The 17,393-nt window shown below is 38.0% G+C and carries 16 protein-coding genes; 8 read left to right on the top strand and 8 right to left on the bottom strand.

Going from position 1 to position 17,393, the window contains the following annotated elements; translation table 11 throughout:
• Window positions 1-39 precede the first annotated feature (39 nt).
• The 3 genes from BVC88_RS16185 to BVC88_RS16195 are packed head-to-tail and all read right to left on the bottom strand — an operon-like array spanning window position 40 to window position 2,074.
• Window positions 40-612, bottom strand: coding sequence for an adenylate kinase (locus tag BVC88_RS16185; protein ID WP_075351763.1), 573 nt, complete (start codon window positions 610-612; stop codon window positions 40-42).
• Between the two features lie 3 nt (window positions 613-615).
• Window positions 616-1,164 (bottom strand): hypoxanthine phosphoribosyltransferase, encoded by a 549-nt coding sequence (hpt, locus tag BVC88_RS16190; RefSeq protein ID WP_075351764.1) that lies wholly within the window; start codon window positions 1,162-1,164, stop codon window positions 616-618.
• Between the two features lies 1 nt (window position 1,165).
• Window positions 1,166-2,074: a M20/M25/M40 family metallo-hydrolase gene (locus BVC88_RS16195; protein WP_075351765.1), complete on the bottom strand. Its 909-nt coding sequence runs from the start codon at window positions 2,072-2,074 to the stop codon at window positions 1,166-1,168.
• A 171-nt stretch (window positions 2,075-2,245) separates the two neighbouring features.
• On the opposite strand from BVC88_RS16195, the gene BVC88_RS16200 reads away from it, so the two are divergent.
• From BVC88_RS16200 to BVC88_RS16220, 5 genes are all read left to right on the top strand, one after another.
• Complete coding sequence (locus BVC88_RS16200) at window positions 2,246-3,532, top strand: OmpA family protein (RefSeq protein ID WP_075351766.1); 1,287 nt, start codon at window positions 2,246-2,248, stop codon at window positions 3,530-3,532.
• A 274-nt stretch (window positions 3,533-3,806) separates the two neighbouring features.
• Entirely contained in the window at window positions 3,807-5,114 is a 1,308-nt protein-coding gene (locus BVC88_RS16205; protein ID WP_075351767.1) for an OmpA family protein, read from the top strand.
• A 150-nt stretch (window positions 5,115-5,264) separates the two neighbouring features.
• Entirely contained in the window at window positions 5,265-5,909 is a 645-nt protein-coding gene (gene upp, locus BVC88_RS16210) for a uracil phosphoribosyltransferase (protein WP_075351768.1), read from the top strand.
• 7 nt (window positions 5,910-5,916) lie between these two features.
• Window positions 5,917-6,846, top strand: coding sequence for a calcium/sodium antiporter (locus tag BVC88_RS16215; protein WP_075351769.1), 930 nt, complete (start codon window positions 5,917-5,919; stop codon window positions 6,844-6,846).
• Window positions 6,843-7,301 (top strand): hypothetical protein, encoded by a 459-nt coding sequence (locus tag BVC88_RS16220; RefSeq protein ID WP_075351770.1) that lies wholly within the window; start codon window positions 6,843-6,845, stop codon window positions 7,299-7,301. The genes BVC88_RS16215 and BVC88_RS16220 overlap by 4 nt, the downstream gene beginning before the upstream one ends.
• Here the strand turns inward: BVC88_RS16220 and sdaAA are convergent.
• Entirely contained in the window at window positions 7,290-8,198 is a 909-nt protein-coding gene (gene sdaAA, locus BVC88_RS16225) for an L-serine ammonia-lyase, iron-sulfur-dependent, subunit alpha (RefSeq protein ID WP_075351771.1), read from the bottom strand. The two genes, BVC88_RS16220 and sdaAA, sit on opposite strands and share 12 nt — an antisense overlap.
• Before the next feature lie 57 nt (window positions 8,199-8,255).
• The gene (locus tag BVC88_RS16230; protein ID WP_075351772.1) at window positions 8,256-8,660 is read right to left on the bottom strand and encodes an OsmC family protein; all 405 of its coding nucleotides are present in this window, start codon (window positions 8,658-8,660) and stop codon (window positions 8,256-8,258) included.
• A gap of 72 nt (window positions 8,661-8,732) precedes the next feature.
• On the opposite strand from BVC88_RS16230, the gene BVC88_RS16235 reads away from it, so the two are divergent.
• Window positions 8,733-9,461 carry a hypothetical protein gene (locus BVC88_RS16235; RefSeq protein WP_075351877.1) on the top strand — a complete coding sequence of 243 codons (729 nt, stop codon included), beginning with the start codon at window positions 8,733-8,735 and terminating at the stop codon, window positions 9,459-9,461.
• Window positions 9,462-9,514: 53 nt separating this feature from the next.
• Window positions 9,515-10,393 (top strand): lipoyl synthase, encoded by an 879-nt coding sequence (lipA, locus tag BVC88_RS16240; protein WP_075351773.1) that lies wholly within the window; start codon window positions 9,515-9,517, stop codon window positions 10,391-10,393.
• 70 nt (window positions 10,394-10,463) lie between these two features.
• On the opposite strand, the gene gcvP is transcribed toward lipA, so the two are convergent.
• A complete protein-coding gene (gene gcvP / locus BVC88_RS16245; RefSeq protein ID WP_075351774.1) occupies window positions 10,464-13,361 on the bottom strand; it encodes an aminomethyl-transferring glycine dehydrogenase in 2,898 nt (965 codons plus the stop codon).
• 192 nt (window positions 13,362-13,553) lie between these two features.
• Here gcvP and BVC88_RS16250 point away from each other — a divergent pair, with 192 nt between their 5' ends.
• A complete protein-coding gene (locus tag BVC88_RS16250; protein WP_075351775.1) occupies window positions 13,554-15,050 on the top strand; it encodes a M28 family peptidase in 1,497 nt (498 codons plus the stop codon).
• A gap of 37 nt (window positions 15,051-15,087) precedes the next feature.
• Here the strand turns inward: BVC88_RS16250 and BVC88_RS16255 are convergent, their stop codons facing one another.
• Together BVC88_RS16255 and BVC88_RS16260 are read right to left on the bottom strand one after the other, a co-directional pair.
• Window positions 15,088-16,251, bottom strand: a complete 1,164-nt coding sequence (locus tag BVC88_RS16255) for an alpha/beta fold hydrolase (protein WP_075351776.1) — start codon at window positions 16,249-16,251, stop codon at window positions 15,088-15,090.
• A complete protein-coding gene (locus tag BVC88_RS16260; protein WP_075351777.1) occupies window positions 16,248-17,357 on the bottom strand; it encodes a DUF4221 family protein in 1,110 nt (369 codons plus the stop codon). Before BVC88_RS16260 ends, BVC88_RS16255 begins: the two co-directional genes overlap by 4 nt.
• Window positions 17,358-17,393: the final 36 nt, after the last annotated feature.

Below are 17,393 nucleotides of genomic sequence, written 5' to 3' on the forward strand. Positions count from 1 at the left end.
GCCAAATATTGAAATGCAAAATTACTAAAATAAAGGCAATCAGTAGCTATCTATCACTGAAGTGATCTCAGCAAAGATTTCTTCAATTTTTCCCACACCGTTTATCTTGGTTAATTTATTTTGACCAGAGTAGTAATCCGCAACAGGCAGCGTTTCATCCAGATAGACCTTGATTCTTGTATTTATTTTAGCATCATCTTGGTCATCAACTCTGTTGGAGGTCTTGCCACGTTCTTTTATTCGCTCTTTCAAAATCTCTTGCGGAACTTCCAAAGCAATCATTCCCGAAATCTCCATTTTATGATTTCCAAGCATCTTATCCAAAGCCTCAGCTTGCGCAGTGGTCCGTGGAAAACCATCAAAAATAAATCCGTGGGTATCTTTTGTCTCGCTGATTTTATCCTCAACCATACCAATTACCACTTCATCGGGAACAAGATGACCCTCATTCATATACTTTTTAGCCAGCAATCCCAACTCAGTTCCTTCCCCTAAATGTTTTCGAAACAAGTCACCAGTTGAAAGATGGGTTAATCCATATTTTTGAATAAGCTTTTCACTTTGAGTGCCTTTTCCTGCGCCAGGAGGGCCAAATAGTACAATGTTATACATTCCTTAGATAATTAATTGAGATACCGATAACTGATAAATTGAAGGTAAATTCCTTCCTAAACCATCGTAATCGAGACCATAACCGACGACAAATTTATTCGGAATTTCAAAACCGACATAATCTAAAGCATAATTAAACTGAAAAGCCTCTGGCTTAAAAAGCAAAGTTGCAATTGAAATCTTAGCTGGATTTAAGTTTGAGATTTCTGAAATAAGGTATTTCATGGTTATTCCCGTATCTACAATATCTTCAACAATCAAGATATTTTTCCCAGCTATGTCCTCTTCTAAACCTAGAATCGACCTAATTTTCCCTGAACTTTCAGTGCCCACATAACTTTTAACTTTGATAAAAGAAGTAGACAAAGGAAGATCAATCGCCCTACATAAGTCTGCCATAAAGATGGAGGCTCCATTTAATACCCCAATCACCAACAATTCCTCCCCTTCAAAATCTTTAGTGATTCGCTGACCCAGATTTTTGACTTCAATTAAAATTTTTGCCTCATCAAGAAAAGGTGAAAATTCTTGATTGTGGATCCTTATACTCATTTTATAAGTTCTTAAGTAGATATTGATACATATTTATCATGGCCTCTAAATCAAATAAAGACACCTTTTCATCTGGAGTATGTACGTTATCCTCCGGAGCACCTATGAAACACCAATCAATGGCATAGGGGGAAAATTGAACTTCTCTTCCGTCTGATCCGCCATAAGCCTCGACTTCAAGTTGAAAAGGTATACCGCTTCTAGTCGCCAGCTCAATAATTCTGTCTGTAAATTTCTTACGTGGAATAAATTTATCTCTTATAGATATGGCGACACCTTCATGATGCCTTACTCCTTCTGTCACCCAGGTAATGTCAGAAATAAGCGCCTGTTTAATAGGTGCTTTTTCCTGGATAAAATCTAAAAGAAAAGGAATACTCCCTCCTCCATGTTCCTCATACGTGGAAAAAACTACCCAACCATCGGAAATAGTTTCACAAAGTTTTAGTGCATTATAGACGCCAAGTCTATTATCAAGATAAGCCCCCTGAATAAATTGATCATCAATTCTAAGGTTTTGTTTGAAAGAAAGTCTTGTTCCTGGAATTATTTTTCTGGGAAAATCATGAAAAATAGCATCTTCATCGCCAATTAATTTACATTGAATACCACCCAGTCTATCCTCTCCAACAAGTTCTGAACCTTCAATTATTTCAGGACCTCCTATACTAATCAACTGATTAGCATATCGAACCATGAATCCCACAGTATCCATATGAGCAAAAACAGCAGTTTTGGGATTTCCGAATTTCAAAAGTATACAATCATGAAACTCTTCACCAAAGTATATTTCTGGCGAAACTTTCCAAGTAACGCTTCGTTTGTATATTGTTCTTAGTAAAAACTCAGAGATGCTAGATTCATCACCCGAAACTGCATTTATATTAAGGATTTCAGTTAATAATTTCATTTTGGCATAAAATATGTTAAATTCATTAACTTAATTTGAAAAAAAGTTTAGAATTATTTTTTTGTTGCAATATGCTTTTAAATAATTCATTTAGATTTGTAGTAAATTAAAAGTTTATAAATTTGTATTCACATCTATCAACACTTAAAATTTGAACAAAAATTTTTTGTTATGAAAAAAATAATACTATCAACAATTATGGCTGGTGCCTTAGCATTCGGCGCTAACGCTCAGGAATTCGACAAATGGTCACTAGAAGTAGGCGGCGGTTTCAACAAGCCAATGGCTCCGCTGGGTCCTGACTTTCTATCTCCTACGTTAAACTTGGGCCACATCGAATTCGGTGCTCGTTACATGTTTAATGAAAAATTTGGCCTAAAACTGGATTATGGTTTTGGATCAATGAGAGAAGCTCAAGGAAATGATTCCCAAAGCCTCCCATTCGACACGAAATATTTTAGAATGAATCTTCAAGGTGTTGCAAACATTGGAAGAATCATGAATTTCGAATCATTCACAAGAAGTTTTGGATTATTACTTCATGGAGGTGCTGGAATTGGTCGAGTGAATCCTGAGGAGAATTTGTTTAATGATTTCGATGATGATGTTTATACCATTATGTTCGGTTTAACACCTCAGTTGAAATTAAGCAAGAACATCGCCTTGGTTGGTGATATCAGTACTGTCTTGAATGGTAGACAAACTGTTACATGGGATGGATCTACAGCTATTAGACCTTCCACCGACAATGGCTTCTATGGTGCAAATGGAACTTGGTGGACAGGAACTCTTGGTCTACAGTTTTACTTGGGTAAAAGTGAAGAACATGCAGACTGGTTCATTGCTGCTGACAAATATGCTACTAAAGAAGAGCTTGCTACTCAGATCAACGGGATCAAAGACATGTTGAAAGATTCTGACGGTGACGGAGTTCCGGATTATTTGGATAAAGAGCCTAATACTCCAGCAGGAGCTAGAGTAAATTCTTCAGGTATGACAATGGATTCTGACGGTGATGGTACTCCTGATCACATGGATAAATGTCCATTCCTTCCTGGTCCAGCCTCTACAGGCGGTTGCCCAGTAGAAGAAATTGTAGAGCAAGTTGATTTCTTCAGAAAAGCCTTAAATGATGGCTACGTGAATGTTTATTATGCATTCGATAGCGATAAACCACTAGGTTATTCTACTAGCGCAGCTAACTATGTATCTAACTTCTTGAAAAAGAATCCAGGTGTAAGTGTAGAAGTTAAAGGTTATGCGGACGAATTAGGTCCAGAAGATTACAACATGAAGCTTTCTGAAAGAAGAGCTAAGGCAGTATATGATTTGTTAATTGCTTCTGGAGTTGATGCTTCAAGAATCTCCTACAAAGGATACGGCGAAGACACAAGTGTTGATAAATCTTCTGCTGATGCAAGACAAATGGCAAGAAGAGCGAGCTTCGAAGTGAAGTAATTCTTTCAAGAAATAATTTTAGGAAAGCCTGATCAAATTTGATCAGGCTTTTTTTTGTAGATTTTAAGATCTTCAAAAATCTATTACTGAAATTGAAACTCAATATTCTTCGCTTTTACATCGGCAGTCAAAATTCTCTTGCTAAAAGTTGATGTTTTAGAGTAGTGCTGAATCATTAAGCTTGATTATTATTAAAGACCAAAGAAAGTGAGTTTTTTTACCCCTTTTTTCTATAATTTTGAGAATGAATCACCCTAATTAAATATCCTTTGAAATGAGACACCTTTTCTTATTCTTATCAATTGTATTTATTTCCAATACAGTATTCTCCCAAAATGAATTTAACAAATGGTCAATCGAGGCTAACCTAGGTGTAAATAAGCCTATGGGACCACTCACAGGCGGCTATTTATCTCCCACTCTCAATATTGGACATGTCGATTTTGGTGGAAGATATATGGTCAACCAATTCTACGGGTTTTCCGGAAATTTTGGATTTGGAAGTTTTAGTGAAGCCAAAGATGTAAGTCCTGAATTCAAGACAGATTACCTAAGTCTTAGTTTGAGTGGCGTCTGGAATATTGGGAGATCCCTTTCGTTTGAAACATTTACAAAAAGGTTTACTGTTTTAGGAGAATTTGGAGTAGGTATTGGATCTTTAAAATCAGAAAATCGGATTAACTCAGAAGGTAAGTTACCCGATTTCGATCCTGATTATGTTTATTCTTTTAACTCATCTTTAAAAGGGCTGTATTCTCTTTCAAATAGAATCAGCTTACAAGGAACTATTTCTATGATTGTCAACGGAAGACAGCGATATACATTCGACGGAAATGACTTTAATCAGATTGGAAGACCTTTAGTTCCAGAAATCCCTTTTGTCCACGCTACTGCTACTTGGTGGACTGGCACCGTTGGGCTTAATTTTTACTTAGGAAAAAACGAGACTCATGCAGATTGGTATATTCAAGAGGACAAGTATGCGACTAAAGAAGAATTAGCTTCACAAATAGGCGGGATTAAAGATATGCTGAAAGATTCTGATGGTGACGGTGTTCCGGATTATTTGGATAAAGAACCTAATACTCCTGCTGGAGCTAGAGTTAATTCATTTGGAACCACTATGGATTCTGACGGTGACGGCACACCAGATCATCTGGATAAATGTCCATTCCTTCCTGGCCCTTCCTCAACAGGAGGCTGTCCAGTAGAAAAGATTGTAGAACAAGTTGACTACCTCAGAAAAGCAATTAATGACGGCTTTGTCAATGTTTACTATGCATTCGACAGCGACAAGCCACTAGGATACTCTACTAGCGCAGCTAACTACGTATCAAACTTCTTGAAAAAGAATCCAGGTGTAAGTGTTGAGGTTAAAGGTTATGCGGATGAATTAGGCCCAGAAGATTACAACATGAAGCTTTCTGAAAGAAGAGCTAAGGCAGTATATGATTTGTTGGTTGCTTCTGGTGTTGATGCTTCAAGAATTTCCTACAAAGGATACGGTGAAGACACAAGCGTTGATAAATCTTCTGCTGATGCAAGACAAATGGCAAGAAGAGCAAGCTTCGAAGTGAAGTAATTCTTTCTGTATATTATTAGGAAAGCCTGATCAAAATTGATCAGGCTTTCCTGTTTTAAATAGTTTCAATTACAATTTGATAAGATTTGTAAATTTTACAAGAATAAAAATCGGCCTTAAACAGCCGGTTTTTTCTTTTATCTTTGAAACATGTTTATCCTTTCTCAAACTCCTTCTATTGCCAACCAATTTATGGCAGAAATGAGAGATACTGTCATCCAGAAAGACAGAATGAGGTTCAGAAAAAACTTAGAACGTTTGGGTGAAATTTTGGCTTATGAAATATCCAAAACTCTCGTTTATCAACCGAACCTGATTCAAACACCCCTTTCTAAAATTAACATTTTAACTCCTTCCGAAAATCCTGTAATAGTTTCTGTCCTAAGGGCATCCCTGCCTTTTTACCAAGGATTTTTGAATTTCTTTGATAAAGCCGAAAGTGCTTTTATAGGGGCTTTTAGAGAAGAGGAAAATAATGGAGAAATCAAAATCAATCTTGGCTATCATGCAAGTCCTTTTTTAGGAGAAAAAGTATTGATCTTAACAGACCCGATGCTAGCAACTGGAAAATCTTTAATAGAGTCAATTAATACACTTTCTAAAAATGGAACTCCAAAACACATTCACATTGCGGCAGGGTTTGCTGCTCCGGAAGGAATAAAATTTATTAAAGATAATTTAAGCATACCTCATACTTTTTGGATTGGAAGTATGGATGAAAGATTAAATGAACAATTTTACATTGTTCCTGGATTGGGGGATGCAGGAGATTTAGCCTTCGGTCCAAAAATTTAATCAAAAAATGACAGCGTACTTTCTTTTATTATTAGGTTTTATAATTCTTCTTGCTGGTGGCAAAATACTGGTTGATGGAGCATCTGGCATAGCAGTCAAATTGGGAATGAGTGCGGGACTCATTGGTTTAACAATAGTTGCTTTTGGAACGTCTGCACCAGAACTTTTAGTAAGTGTAAATGCAGCATTAAAAGGAAACAGTGACATATCAATTGGAAATGTAATTGGTTCAAATATTGCCAACATTGGGCTCGTGCTTGGAATTACAGGGCTTTTCTACCGCGTATTAATTAGAAGAATTCACATACGGTTTGATTATACGGTCACCCTCCTTGTCTCCATACTATTTTATGGCTTAAGCTATAATGGGATAATTGAAACTTGGGAGGGAATTCTACTCCTCATTTTATTTATTGTTTTCAATTTTTATTTATTCAAAACTAGTACTGTAGAGAACCCTGAGGTTGATGAAGAAATTGAGCAGGTAAAAAGTTTTTCTTGGATGAAATCCATTATCTATTTCATTGGAGGGATAGTAGGATTATATTTTGGCTCAGAGTTATTAGTGGAAAATGCAGTTTTGATTTCAAGAGAATTTGGAGTGTCTGAAAGAGTAATTGGAGTGACAATTATCGCTATTGGAACTAGTCTTCCAGAATTGATTACCTCAATAATCGCGGCCCTCTCAAAGCGAACTGATTTAGCTCTAGGCAATATTCTTGGAAGTAACATCATGAATATTCTCTCCATTATAGGAATTACTGCAATCATTAAACCTATTGAGGTCTCTCAGGAATTCATAAACTCAGATTTTCTATGGATGCTAGGAATCACAATTCTGCTTTTTCCTCTGATGCGTACCAAAATGCAAATTTCGAAAGTTGAGGGTTCATTTCTATTATTGGCCTACTTTACCTATATATTTTTCTTGTTATGATCGAGTCTATCCTCAAACTTCTGGGGATTTATTTCTTGTCTTGGTTCAAGTTTATTGCTGGACCGATACTTGGTACTGCAGCAGGATATACTGTGATTCAGACTATTCTAGTGACTGTCGCTGGAATGATGAGCAGTGTGATTGTATTTACATTTATTGGCGCAAGATTTAAAAAGTTTATTGAAATACGTTTCTCAAAACCAAAACCCAAGTTTTCAAAAAAAAATCGAGGTATCGTGAAAATTTGGAAAAAATACGGGGAAATTGGAATAGCAACGATCACACCACTTCTTTTGACTCCGATTGGTGGGACATTAATTATGGTTTCATTTGGAGTTAAAAAAAGAAGAATTTTTATTCAAATGCTTATCAGTGCATTTTTCTGGGCAACGTTTTTTTCTCTAACGATTGATTCAATATTAAAAATCCCCTTTTTCAACAATCTATTCCTCTAGGTCCTGATCAGGGAGTATCTCTATATCTTGAATTAAAACACGATTTGAAATCTCCTGACCAGTAAGGGTTGCGGCCAGGCCACCCATAGCAGTTTCTTTGTATCGGCTTTCCATGGAAGCTCCAATTTCTCCCATTGCCTCGATACATTCATCAACGGGGATTACCGCGCTTACATTAGCGAGAGCTATCTGGGAGGAACTAAAGGATATCGCTGCCGCACTGGCATTTCGGACTACACATGGCACTTCTACTAAACCTGCCACAGGATCACAAACTAGACCAAGCATACATTGAATAGTAATCGCAACTGCATTAAAAATCTGATCAATACTCCCTCCAAGACAGTATACTATTGCTCCAGCTGCCATTGCAGCCGCCGAACCTGTTTCTGCCTGACACCCACCTACTGCACCTGCCAAACTGGCTTTCTCCTCAATAATTAGCGCGATGCCTGCACCAACTAAAAGCCCTTCTACAATCTGCTCGTCCGAAAGCGAATGAATCTCTTGCAGGGTTACCAAAGTTCCAGGCAAAATTCCACTTGCTCCAGCTGTAGGAGCAGCCACCACTCTTCCCATGCAAGAATTGACCTCCTTAGCTGCCAAAGCTCTGGAAATTAATTTTTGGAATTCCGGTGAAAGGACTGCAAGTGGATAATTAAAAACTTTTTTTGCCCCATTATTAATCATTCCTGATCTAGAAACCATGTCTTCCTCCAAGCCTGTTTTCACAGCATCCTTCATCACTTGAAAGGCATGGAGTAATCCGATTTTTATTTTCCCCTCTTCACCATTTTTTTGCTCGACCTCGTATTCGATGACAGACTGAGGCAAACTTATATTATTCAATTCGCAATAGGCTTTCCAGCCTTTGAAGTCTTCAAAAAGATAGCACATAGTAAATTTGGGTTTATGTAATTTTGTAATGTAGGAATTTGAGTTTTTGTTCCAATCTTAAAAATTGAAATTTAAGGTTTGCTTAATCGCGGGATCTAAACTTAAAGCAACTGGACAAGTCTTTGCCGCATTCTTTAATTTTTGAATAAAAACAGAATCATTCACCGGGTTTTCCCAGATAAAATCAACTTTTATTTCTTCAATTTTTCTAGGATTTGCTTGCATGATTTTGGTTACTTCCCAATTAAGACCCTCCAAGGAAATATTGTCCCTGTCAGCAATAATACCCATAATAGTGACCATACAACTCCCTAATGCGCTTGCTACCAAGTCAGTAGGGGAAAAGGCCTCCCCTTTTCCATTATTATCAACTGGCGCATCAGACAGGATCTTTGTGCCAGATTGAAGATGCTCGGACTCGGTCCTCAAATTCCCTAAATACGAACTTTTTATAGTCGGCATAAACTCTTACTTTTAATTTTCAGTTTAAAATAAATGAACCCAAAAATAGGGCTATATTTTCGACCAACTCGAATGAAGAAGCTGAATTTAATTCTAACGCTAATTTTATTTTTCCTTTCAATTGAGTCGTGGGCCCAGCGAGAAGATGCTGGGAACTACGATTATGATAAGGAATATACATTTGGATTGAATAAAAACACCAATGGGGGATTGATTGGTGGTTTTGTATTTAAATCCGGAACCCGAATAGATGACAACCAATTTAGCTTTTGGGCCATAGAACTTTCTAATGTAAAAAACCCAAAGGAAGTCCGGTTCAATACCGTTTTGGGAAATAGCTATATTTTTGGCAAATCCAATTACCTCTATTCCATACGGCCTCAATACGGGAGAGAAATTATTCTTTTCAAAAAAGCACCAAATCAGGGAGTGCAAGTATCTGCCCTAGCTGCGGTAGGCCCCACATTTGGCTTGATTGCACCATATTACATAGAATACGCTATCAATCGGATAGAAACTGTGAGAGAGCAATATGACCCTGAGATTCATCAAAGCAGATTCAATATCCTTGGGACTGGAAGACTATTTGAGGGATTAGGTCAATCGGAGTTTGCATTTGGTGCAAACTTAAAAGCAGCTATGTCTTTTGAGTTTGGAGTTTTCAGATCAAATGTCACTGGACTGGAACTTGGTTACATGCTTGAGGGTTTTACCAAAGAAATACCACTAATTCCAACGGTTGAAAACAAGCAGTTATTTCAATCAGTTTATTTCACCTTTTTCTACGGATTTAGACAATAAGCAATCATTGGCTTTTTTAGGATAAGCCATACCTTTGACACAAATCAAAAGACATGATCGAATTACCAGTTATATCAGAAGAAGCAACAAGAAGGAAAAAGCCAAATTGGCTCCGAGTAAAGCTTCCTGTTGGAAAAGAATACGCTAAAGTCCGAAAACTAGTCGACGAACATAAGCTCCACACTATTTGTGAAAGCGGCAATTGCCCTAATATGGGTGAATGCTGGGGAGCTGGTACTGCTACCTTCATGATCCTAGGAAATGTCTGTACAAGATCTTGTTCATTCTGTGCTGTAGCGACCGGAAGACCACCGGAGTATGATACGGACGAGCCTAGAAGGGTTGCTGAAGCTATCAAATTAATGGGCGTAAAACATGCTGTAATTACCTCTGTTAATCGGGATGAATTAAAAGACCGAGGTGCTGAAATATGGTATCAGACCGTGATTCAAACCAAAGCGCTTTCCCCTTTTACCACCATTGAGACATTGATTCCCGATGTAAAATCGAATTGGGATGCTCTTTATCGGATGATTGAGGGTGGCCAAGAGGTAGTCTCACATAATATGGAAACTGTCGGAAGTCTATACCGAAGAGTACGTCCCCAAGCAAAATATGAACGCTCCTTAGAGCAAATCAAATTGACAAAAGAATATGGAAAGCGTACTAAAACTGGGATAATGCTAGGTTTGGGCGAAAAAAAGGAAGAAGTGCTTCAGGCAATGGACGATCTCGTAGCCCATGGATGTGATATTCTTACACTTGGCCAATACTTACAACCAACCAAGTTGCACATTGAAGTTGCTGAATTCATTCACCCTGATCTATTTGATGAATATCGAGAAATCGGCCTTTCTAAAGGATTGAAATATGTAGAATCCGGGCCATTAGTTAGGTCATCCTACCATGCCGAAAGACACGTAAACGTTTAATTATCCGAAAATAAGTTCATAAAAAAAGCCTCGCTTTCACGAGGCTTTTTTTATGTTGATGGATAAAATATTAAGCAATCTCTTCTTCAGAAGTTGCATATTCTTCTACTGGAATACAGCTACAGATTAGGTTTCTGTCTCCATAAGCAGAATCAATCCTTCTAACACTTGGCCAGAATTTATTGGCTTTCACATTCTCTGACGGGAAAACTGCTTTCTCTCTGGAGTAAGGCAAATCCCATTCTCCGGTCAAGACCATGGTAGCCGTATGAGGAGCATTTTTCAAGACATTATTTTCACGATCAGCTTTTCCATTCTCTATTTCACGGATTTCCTCTCGGATTGAAAGAAGTGCATCACAGAATTTATCCAATTCAGACTTAGTCTCAGACTCAGTTGGCTCAATCATCAAAGTACCTGCTACTGGGAACGAAACTGTTGGAGCATGATACCCATAGTCCATCAATCGCTTTGCAATATCTTCTACTTCTACTCCGAACTCTTTGAAAGCTCTACAATCCACAATCATTTCGTGTGCAGCTCTTCCTTTTGTTCCTGTATATAGAATTTCAAAATTACCTTTAAGTCTTTCCTTAATATAATTTGCATTTAAAATCGCCATTTTGGTTGCGTTGGTCAAACCATCACCACCCATCATTGCGATGTATGCATAGGAAATAGGCAAAATACTTGCGCTTCCATAAGGCGCTGCAGAGATCGAAGACACTGGATCTTCGCCACCAGTTTTCACCAAAGGATTTCCCGGTAAGAATGGTGCAAGATGCGCTGCTACGCAAATCGGTCCCATACCAGGTCCACCACCACCATGGGGAATACAGAAAGTTTTATGTAGGTTAAGGTGACAAACGTCAGCACCAATTCTTCCTGGGCTGGTCAATCCGACCTGAGCATTCATATTTGCTCCGTCCATATAAACTTGTCCTCCAAACTGGTGAATGGTAGCACAAATCTCCTGAATAGCCTCCTCAAATACACCGTGAGTTGAAGGATAAGTAACCATCAAGGCAGCCAAGTCATTTGCGTGAGCAGCTGCTTTTTCTTTAAGATCAACCAAATCAATGTTTCCTTTTTCGTCACATTTCACTAATACAACCTTCATTCCCGCCATTACTGCGGAAGCAGGGTTAGTCCCATGGGCTGAAGTAGGAATCAAAGCTATATTTCGATGAGCATCTCCTCTACTCAGGTGATATTGACGAATTACCATTAAGCCTGCAAACTCTCCTTGAGCGCCTGAATTAGGCTGAAGTGAGGTATCCGCAAAACCCGTAATTTCATTCAGCCAATGTCTAAGGTGAGCAAAAAGCTCTTGGTATCCAGCTGTCTGATCGATTGGAGCAAATGGGTGCATCTGACCAAACTCAGGCCAAGTAACCGGTATCATTTCAGCAGTCGCATTTAACTTCATGGTACAAGAACCCAATGAAATCATGGAATGAACAAGCGAAAGATCTTTCGCCTCTAACCTTTTGATATAGCGAAGCATTTCATGCTCGCTGTGGTAATTATTGAAAACAGGATGAGTCAAATAAGTGGACTTTCTCATCAAAGAATCAGGAAGCTCTAAAGTCAGGTCATTAGCCAAACTGGTTAAATCTGGACTTTCAATTCCTTGAGCCTTCGCAAATACGTCTACGATATGAGCTACGTCATCTAAGGTTTTTGCCTCATCAAATGTCATGAATACCGTGTCATAATCGTATCTGAAATTCATTTCTGAATCTACAGCGATGGATTTGATCGTGTTCAAAGTTTTAGCTTCAATAGCTACTTTCAGCGTATCAAAATACGTTTGAGAGGATACTTCATAGCCTAAAAGTTGCAATGCTTTTCCTGTCAACTTTGCTAGACCGTGAGTTCTAAGCGCTATATTTTTCAAACCTTGTGGGCCATGATAAACCGCATAAAAACTTGACATTACTGCTAAAAGCACTTGTGCGGTACAAATATTCGAAGTGGCTTTCTCACGCTTGATGTGCTGCTCTCTCGTCTGCAAAGCCATTCGATAGGCTTTATTTCCAGCTCTATCAATCGAAACTCCGATAATTCTTCCTGGGATTTGTCTTTTGTAAGCCTCTTTAGTAGCAAAGAATGCCGAGTGAGGACCACCATAACCCATTGGAACTCCAAATCGCTGAGCCGAACCAACTACTACGTCAGCACCCATCTCACCTGGAGGAGTCAAAAGCGTCAATGCAAGCAAGTCAGCTGCAAATGCAGTAGTCACATGATTTTCTTTTGCTGCAGCTACTATCGCTGAATAATCCCGTACTTCTCCATCCGAATTTGGATATTGGAACAAAACCCCAAATAAATCTTCGTCGGTAAGGTCAAGTGAATCTATCGATCCATACACCAATTCAATTCCAAGTGGCTCTGCTCTTGTAACTAAGACAGCTTTGGTTTGAGGAAAAACTTTTTCATCTACGAAAAACTTAACCGCATTTTTCTTTTCTCTTGGCTTTACCGAATACAGCATAGTCATTGCCTCGGCTGCTGCCGTTCCTTCATCCAAAAGCGAAGCATTGGCAAGCTCCATTCCGGTAAGCTCCATTACTACTGTCTGAAAGTTAATCAGAGCTTCTAGCCGACCTTGTGCAATTTCTGCTTGGTAAGGAGTATAAGCTGTATACCAACCCGGATTTTCCAAGACATTTCTCAAAACCACACCTGGCACTAGGGTATCGTAATAACCCAATCCAATGAATGATTTGAAAACTTTGTTTTTTGAAGCCAAAACTTTGAATTCCTTAAGAAACTCAGATTCCAACTTTGCTGCCGGGAGATTCATAGGCCTCTCCAGTTGGATTGATTTTGGTACAGTCTGATTGATTAATTCCTCTACTGATGAGGCACCGATTTTCTCCAACATCTCTGCGATTTCCGCTTCAGTCGGGCCATTGTGTCTGCTCTCAAATTTGACAGCGTTTGAAAGGTTGATCTGCATAAAGAACTTAAGGAATAATGAAGTATTTGGGTATGGAATCTTAAAGATTTTTAAAGGTGCAAAGGTATAATTTCTAAAAAGAATTAGCCCTTATGAACCTCAATAATTTACCCCTTAACATGTATAATTTACAAACGGTTTATTGCAGGGTTAAAATTTTATCTAGTTTAGGGCCAGAATAAAAAAAAATCAATGAAAAAAGGACTGTTATTAACCGGGACTTTGGCGTTGGGCCTGACACTAAGTGCAGTAGCTCAAGATCCCATTCAAGTAAAATATGCCAATACTATTACTGCTGCTGATCTTACAGAATACCTTACTTACCTAGCATCCGATGAAATGAGAGGGCGAGACACAGGTTCTGAGGAGCAAAAAATTGCAGCTCAATACCTTGCTGATTTCTATAAAGGTCTTGGTTTTACCGGACCAGTCAATGGCAGTTACATGCAGCAAGTACCTTTAGTGAGTGTTTCTTTTGATCAAGTGGACTTAAAAGTCGGGAAGTCAAAATTGGTCATGAACGAAGATTTTGTCTTTTCTGGAGATGGGAATATGGCAAAGTCTATGAAAACTGATTTAGTTTTCCTTGGATTAGCAAATGACGAAAATCTAGCGAAGGTGTCTGTAAAGGATAAATTGGTTGGAATCTGGGCAGTCGGGGTAAGAAGTAATGACCTTGTCACCAAAGTAATGGATGCAGGTGCTGCTGGAATTGTATTGGTGAGCATGGAAGGCCAGTCGAACTTTGACAGAATTGCAAACCGAGCCAAAACGCTTGCAGGAAAAGGTAGAATAGGATTTGAAAAAGAAGTGACTCAACGTCCAATTTTCACCGTGAGCTCTGACAAAATGGGAGAGTTATTCGGGCAACCTGTAGAAACTTTAAAAGAAGCCGCAAAGACAAACCCTGAATCTATTCCTTCTCAAAAAGCAACTTTTCAAGTAAAGAAAACGGTAAATCCTGTAGAAAGCTCCAATGTGATGGGCTACTTGGAAGGCACAGACCTTAAAGATGAAGTGTTGGTGATTTCCTCGCACTATGATCACGTAGGGGTGAGCAGTACAGGTGAGATTTTCAACGGAGCAGATGATGACGGTTCCGGAACGGTATCTGTGATGGAAATCGCTCAAGCCTTTTCAACAGCGACTAAAGATGGGAAACGACCGCGCAGATCAATCCTATTCCTAAATGTAACTGGAGAAGAAAAAGGGCTTTTGGGATCTGCATACTATGGTGATCATCCGATATTTCCAATGGAAAACACGGTGAATAATATCAACATCGACATGGTGGGACGAATTGATTACGAATATCAAAATGCTGAGAACAAAGATTACGTCTATGTGATTGGATCAGAGATGCTTTCTTCTCAATTAAAAAAGATCAACGAATACAACAATATCACTTATACCGACTTGATCTTAGATTATAGATATGATGCGGAAGACGATCCAAATCGATTCTACTACAGATCTGATCATTACAACTTTGCAAAGCATAATGTTCCTGTGATTTTCTTCTTTAATGGTGTACATGATGATTACCATCAGGTAACTGATACGGTGGAAAAAATTGAATTCCCATTGATGGAAAAAAGAGCAAAACTTATTTTCCATACTGCTTGGGACCTGGCAAATCGCGACAAGCGAACCCCTGTGGACGGTACTAATACTAGAACAGAACGATAAAAAATAAGCCCTGAAAATTTAAATTTTCAGGGCTTATTTAATTTTTTACTTTAACGGAATTGTAATCACTTTTTAAATAAAGCAAATGAGCTTTCTTAAGATCTTCGTAAACTCGAATTTTGGAAGCTTGTCGATTTGAAATAAAAGCTTCTAAAAAGGCGGAGTAACAATCCCAGGATTGAAATGTCCTCAAAGCATGCCCATCCCTTAATTGTAACAGCGTACTATTTGGGTAGAATTCTGCCATCACATCGAGTATTTTTGGATTAAGTAAAAGATCAAAAGCACCTCCAATAAACACTACTTTACCCTCAAATTCCAGCCCTTTGTCAAAGTTTAACCCGTAGACCAGGAATGTTTTTTTCTTAAAGGTATCGAAAATAGGCGAAGCCATTCTAAGAAAAGATTTAAGTGTTTTTGAAGTTGTTTCTGAAAAAGGAGCAGTTGGATAAAGGAGTTCAAATGCTCTCACTCTTAATGGAATTGATTTAAACTTAAGTTCAGAAAACCCTAATCTTTTGTCAGTTTTAAATTGGTTTAAAGCTGAAAATAACAAACTGTCTTTTTCTGATTTTGAACTGTTGAAAAAATCCTCTTTTGAATAATAGGCAAAATCTGCTATCTGGTCTGCACCTAGGTATTCAACTTTTTCTTCAATGAAACTGAATTGATTCCAAAAGCTCAAATTACCTTCCACATCAAAAAACATTGGGCTTAAGCTGATCATAGTTGAAACTTGATCAGGATAAAGCGAAAGGTAATAGTGTAAAACTGTAGCGGAGGAGGAGTAACCTAAAAGTGTCACTTTTTCATTTCCAAGTAGCTTCCTTCTGATCAATTCCAGGTCCTCTGATACTTGTCTTTGATTGAGTAGGATATAATTTAATTCCCAATCGGATTCATTCCGATTTTCTAGAAAATCAATCAATTCATTAGACTGATATCTTCCCTGAATAGAGACAATATTAAATTGGCTTTTGAGTTCAGTTGGTATTCCTAAATAGCCAAAGGCAGAATCTACAGGATCCTCCAAATAAAAAACTGTTGGCTTTGAACTGTCAAATATTCCTGAAATCGAATAATCAATAGTGATTTCCCTACTACCGGAATTGAAATGATCTAGGGGAACTTGAATCGAAAAGATATTCTCCATCCCAGTTTGCAGTACCAAAAGCAATCCAAGACATATACCAAGCATCATTTATTTTCTTTGAATTTGAATACATCAAACACTAAAAAATCCTCAGAAACTGTTTCATTTTTAGGATGCGCTACATTCAAATAGATTCCATTTTCATTGACGAACCAATTGTTGATCTGATAAGTATAACTTGGAAGTGAAAACTCCTGGATAAAATTTAATTCGGAATCAAAAACAGAAATCGAAAAAGATTTTTCGGTAAAGCCATTATCTACAAGACTAGGATCCGGAGCCCCCCAAGTGAACCTATAAATCAAATTCTTCCAAGGGTCGGGCGCTGGACTGAGAAAGTGAGGGTTTTCAATAGCGTGTCGATCAAAGATTTCTGAGTCGTCCTGCGTGAGAAGTTCATTAATCTTCTTCTCTTCATGAATTTTACTTTGGTCAATCTTACCGTCAACTGGAGAATAAGCATAAATAGGTGATTCATACTGGAAGTTGTAGATCATCTTTTCTTTCAAAAATCCGGAGAATCCCAGATAGGAGATAAACCCAACATGACCATTCAGATTTTTAAAATGCTCCGTATGCTTTATAGAGAATTGTTTCACAGTCTTATTTTCAATGGATAATGAAGTGACTAAGGAAAGTTCAATTTTTTCCTTTAAATCAATAGTTGGATTTATCATAAAAAAGTAAACCTCTTTGGTTTCCTTAGAATAATTCAATTTGAAATAAAAGTTGCAAACAGGTTCCCCAAGGTTCAAATTTCCATAAATCTCATACAAATCAAAGGTGTCCACTTTTTCACCTTTGCTTGAGACGATGTGAAGCTTTCCTCGCTCATACATAAAAATAGAATCTTCATTATGCCAATCGAGCGATTGGATTTGGCCAAGCCCGTTTGGCCCATCTGAAGCAAGTGATAGCGATCTTTCTAGCTTTTGCTTATCTAAATCAAAAAAATCAAGTGTATGGCGGAGATAGTTATACCCTACCATCCTATTGTTTTCAGTTTTATAAACACTGAATTCCTGATAGCTATTCAACTGACCTGAAGAAATCGGGATACTTATCCGCTCCTGTTCGAAATTGAGTTCAGTGGATACCTCTTTCCTAGTGCAGGCGAATGAAAGGAAACAAAGTAGTACTAAACACTTATTCATTTCGAAAAATAAGAACTACAGCAATAAAAATTATTT

Origin of the sequence: Algoriphagus marinus (assembly GCF_001936475.1) — a bacterium.
In the GTDB taxonomy this organism is placed as follows: Bacteria; Bacteroidota; Bacteroidia; order Cytophagales; family Cyclobacteriaceae; genus Algoriphagus; species Algoriphagus marinus.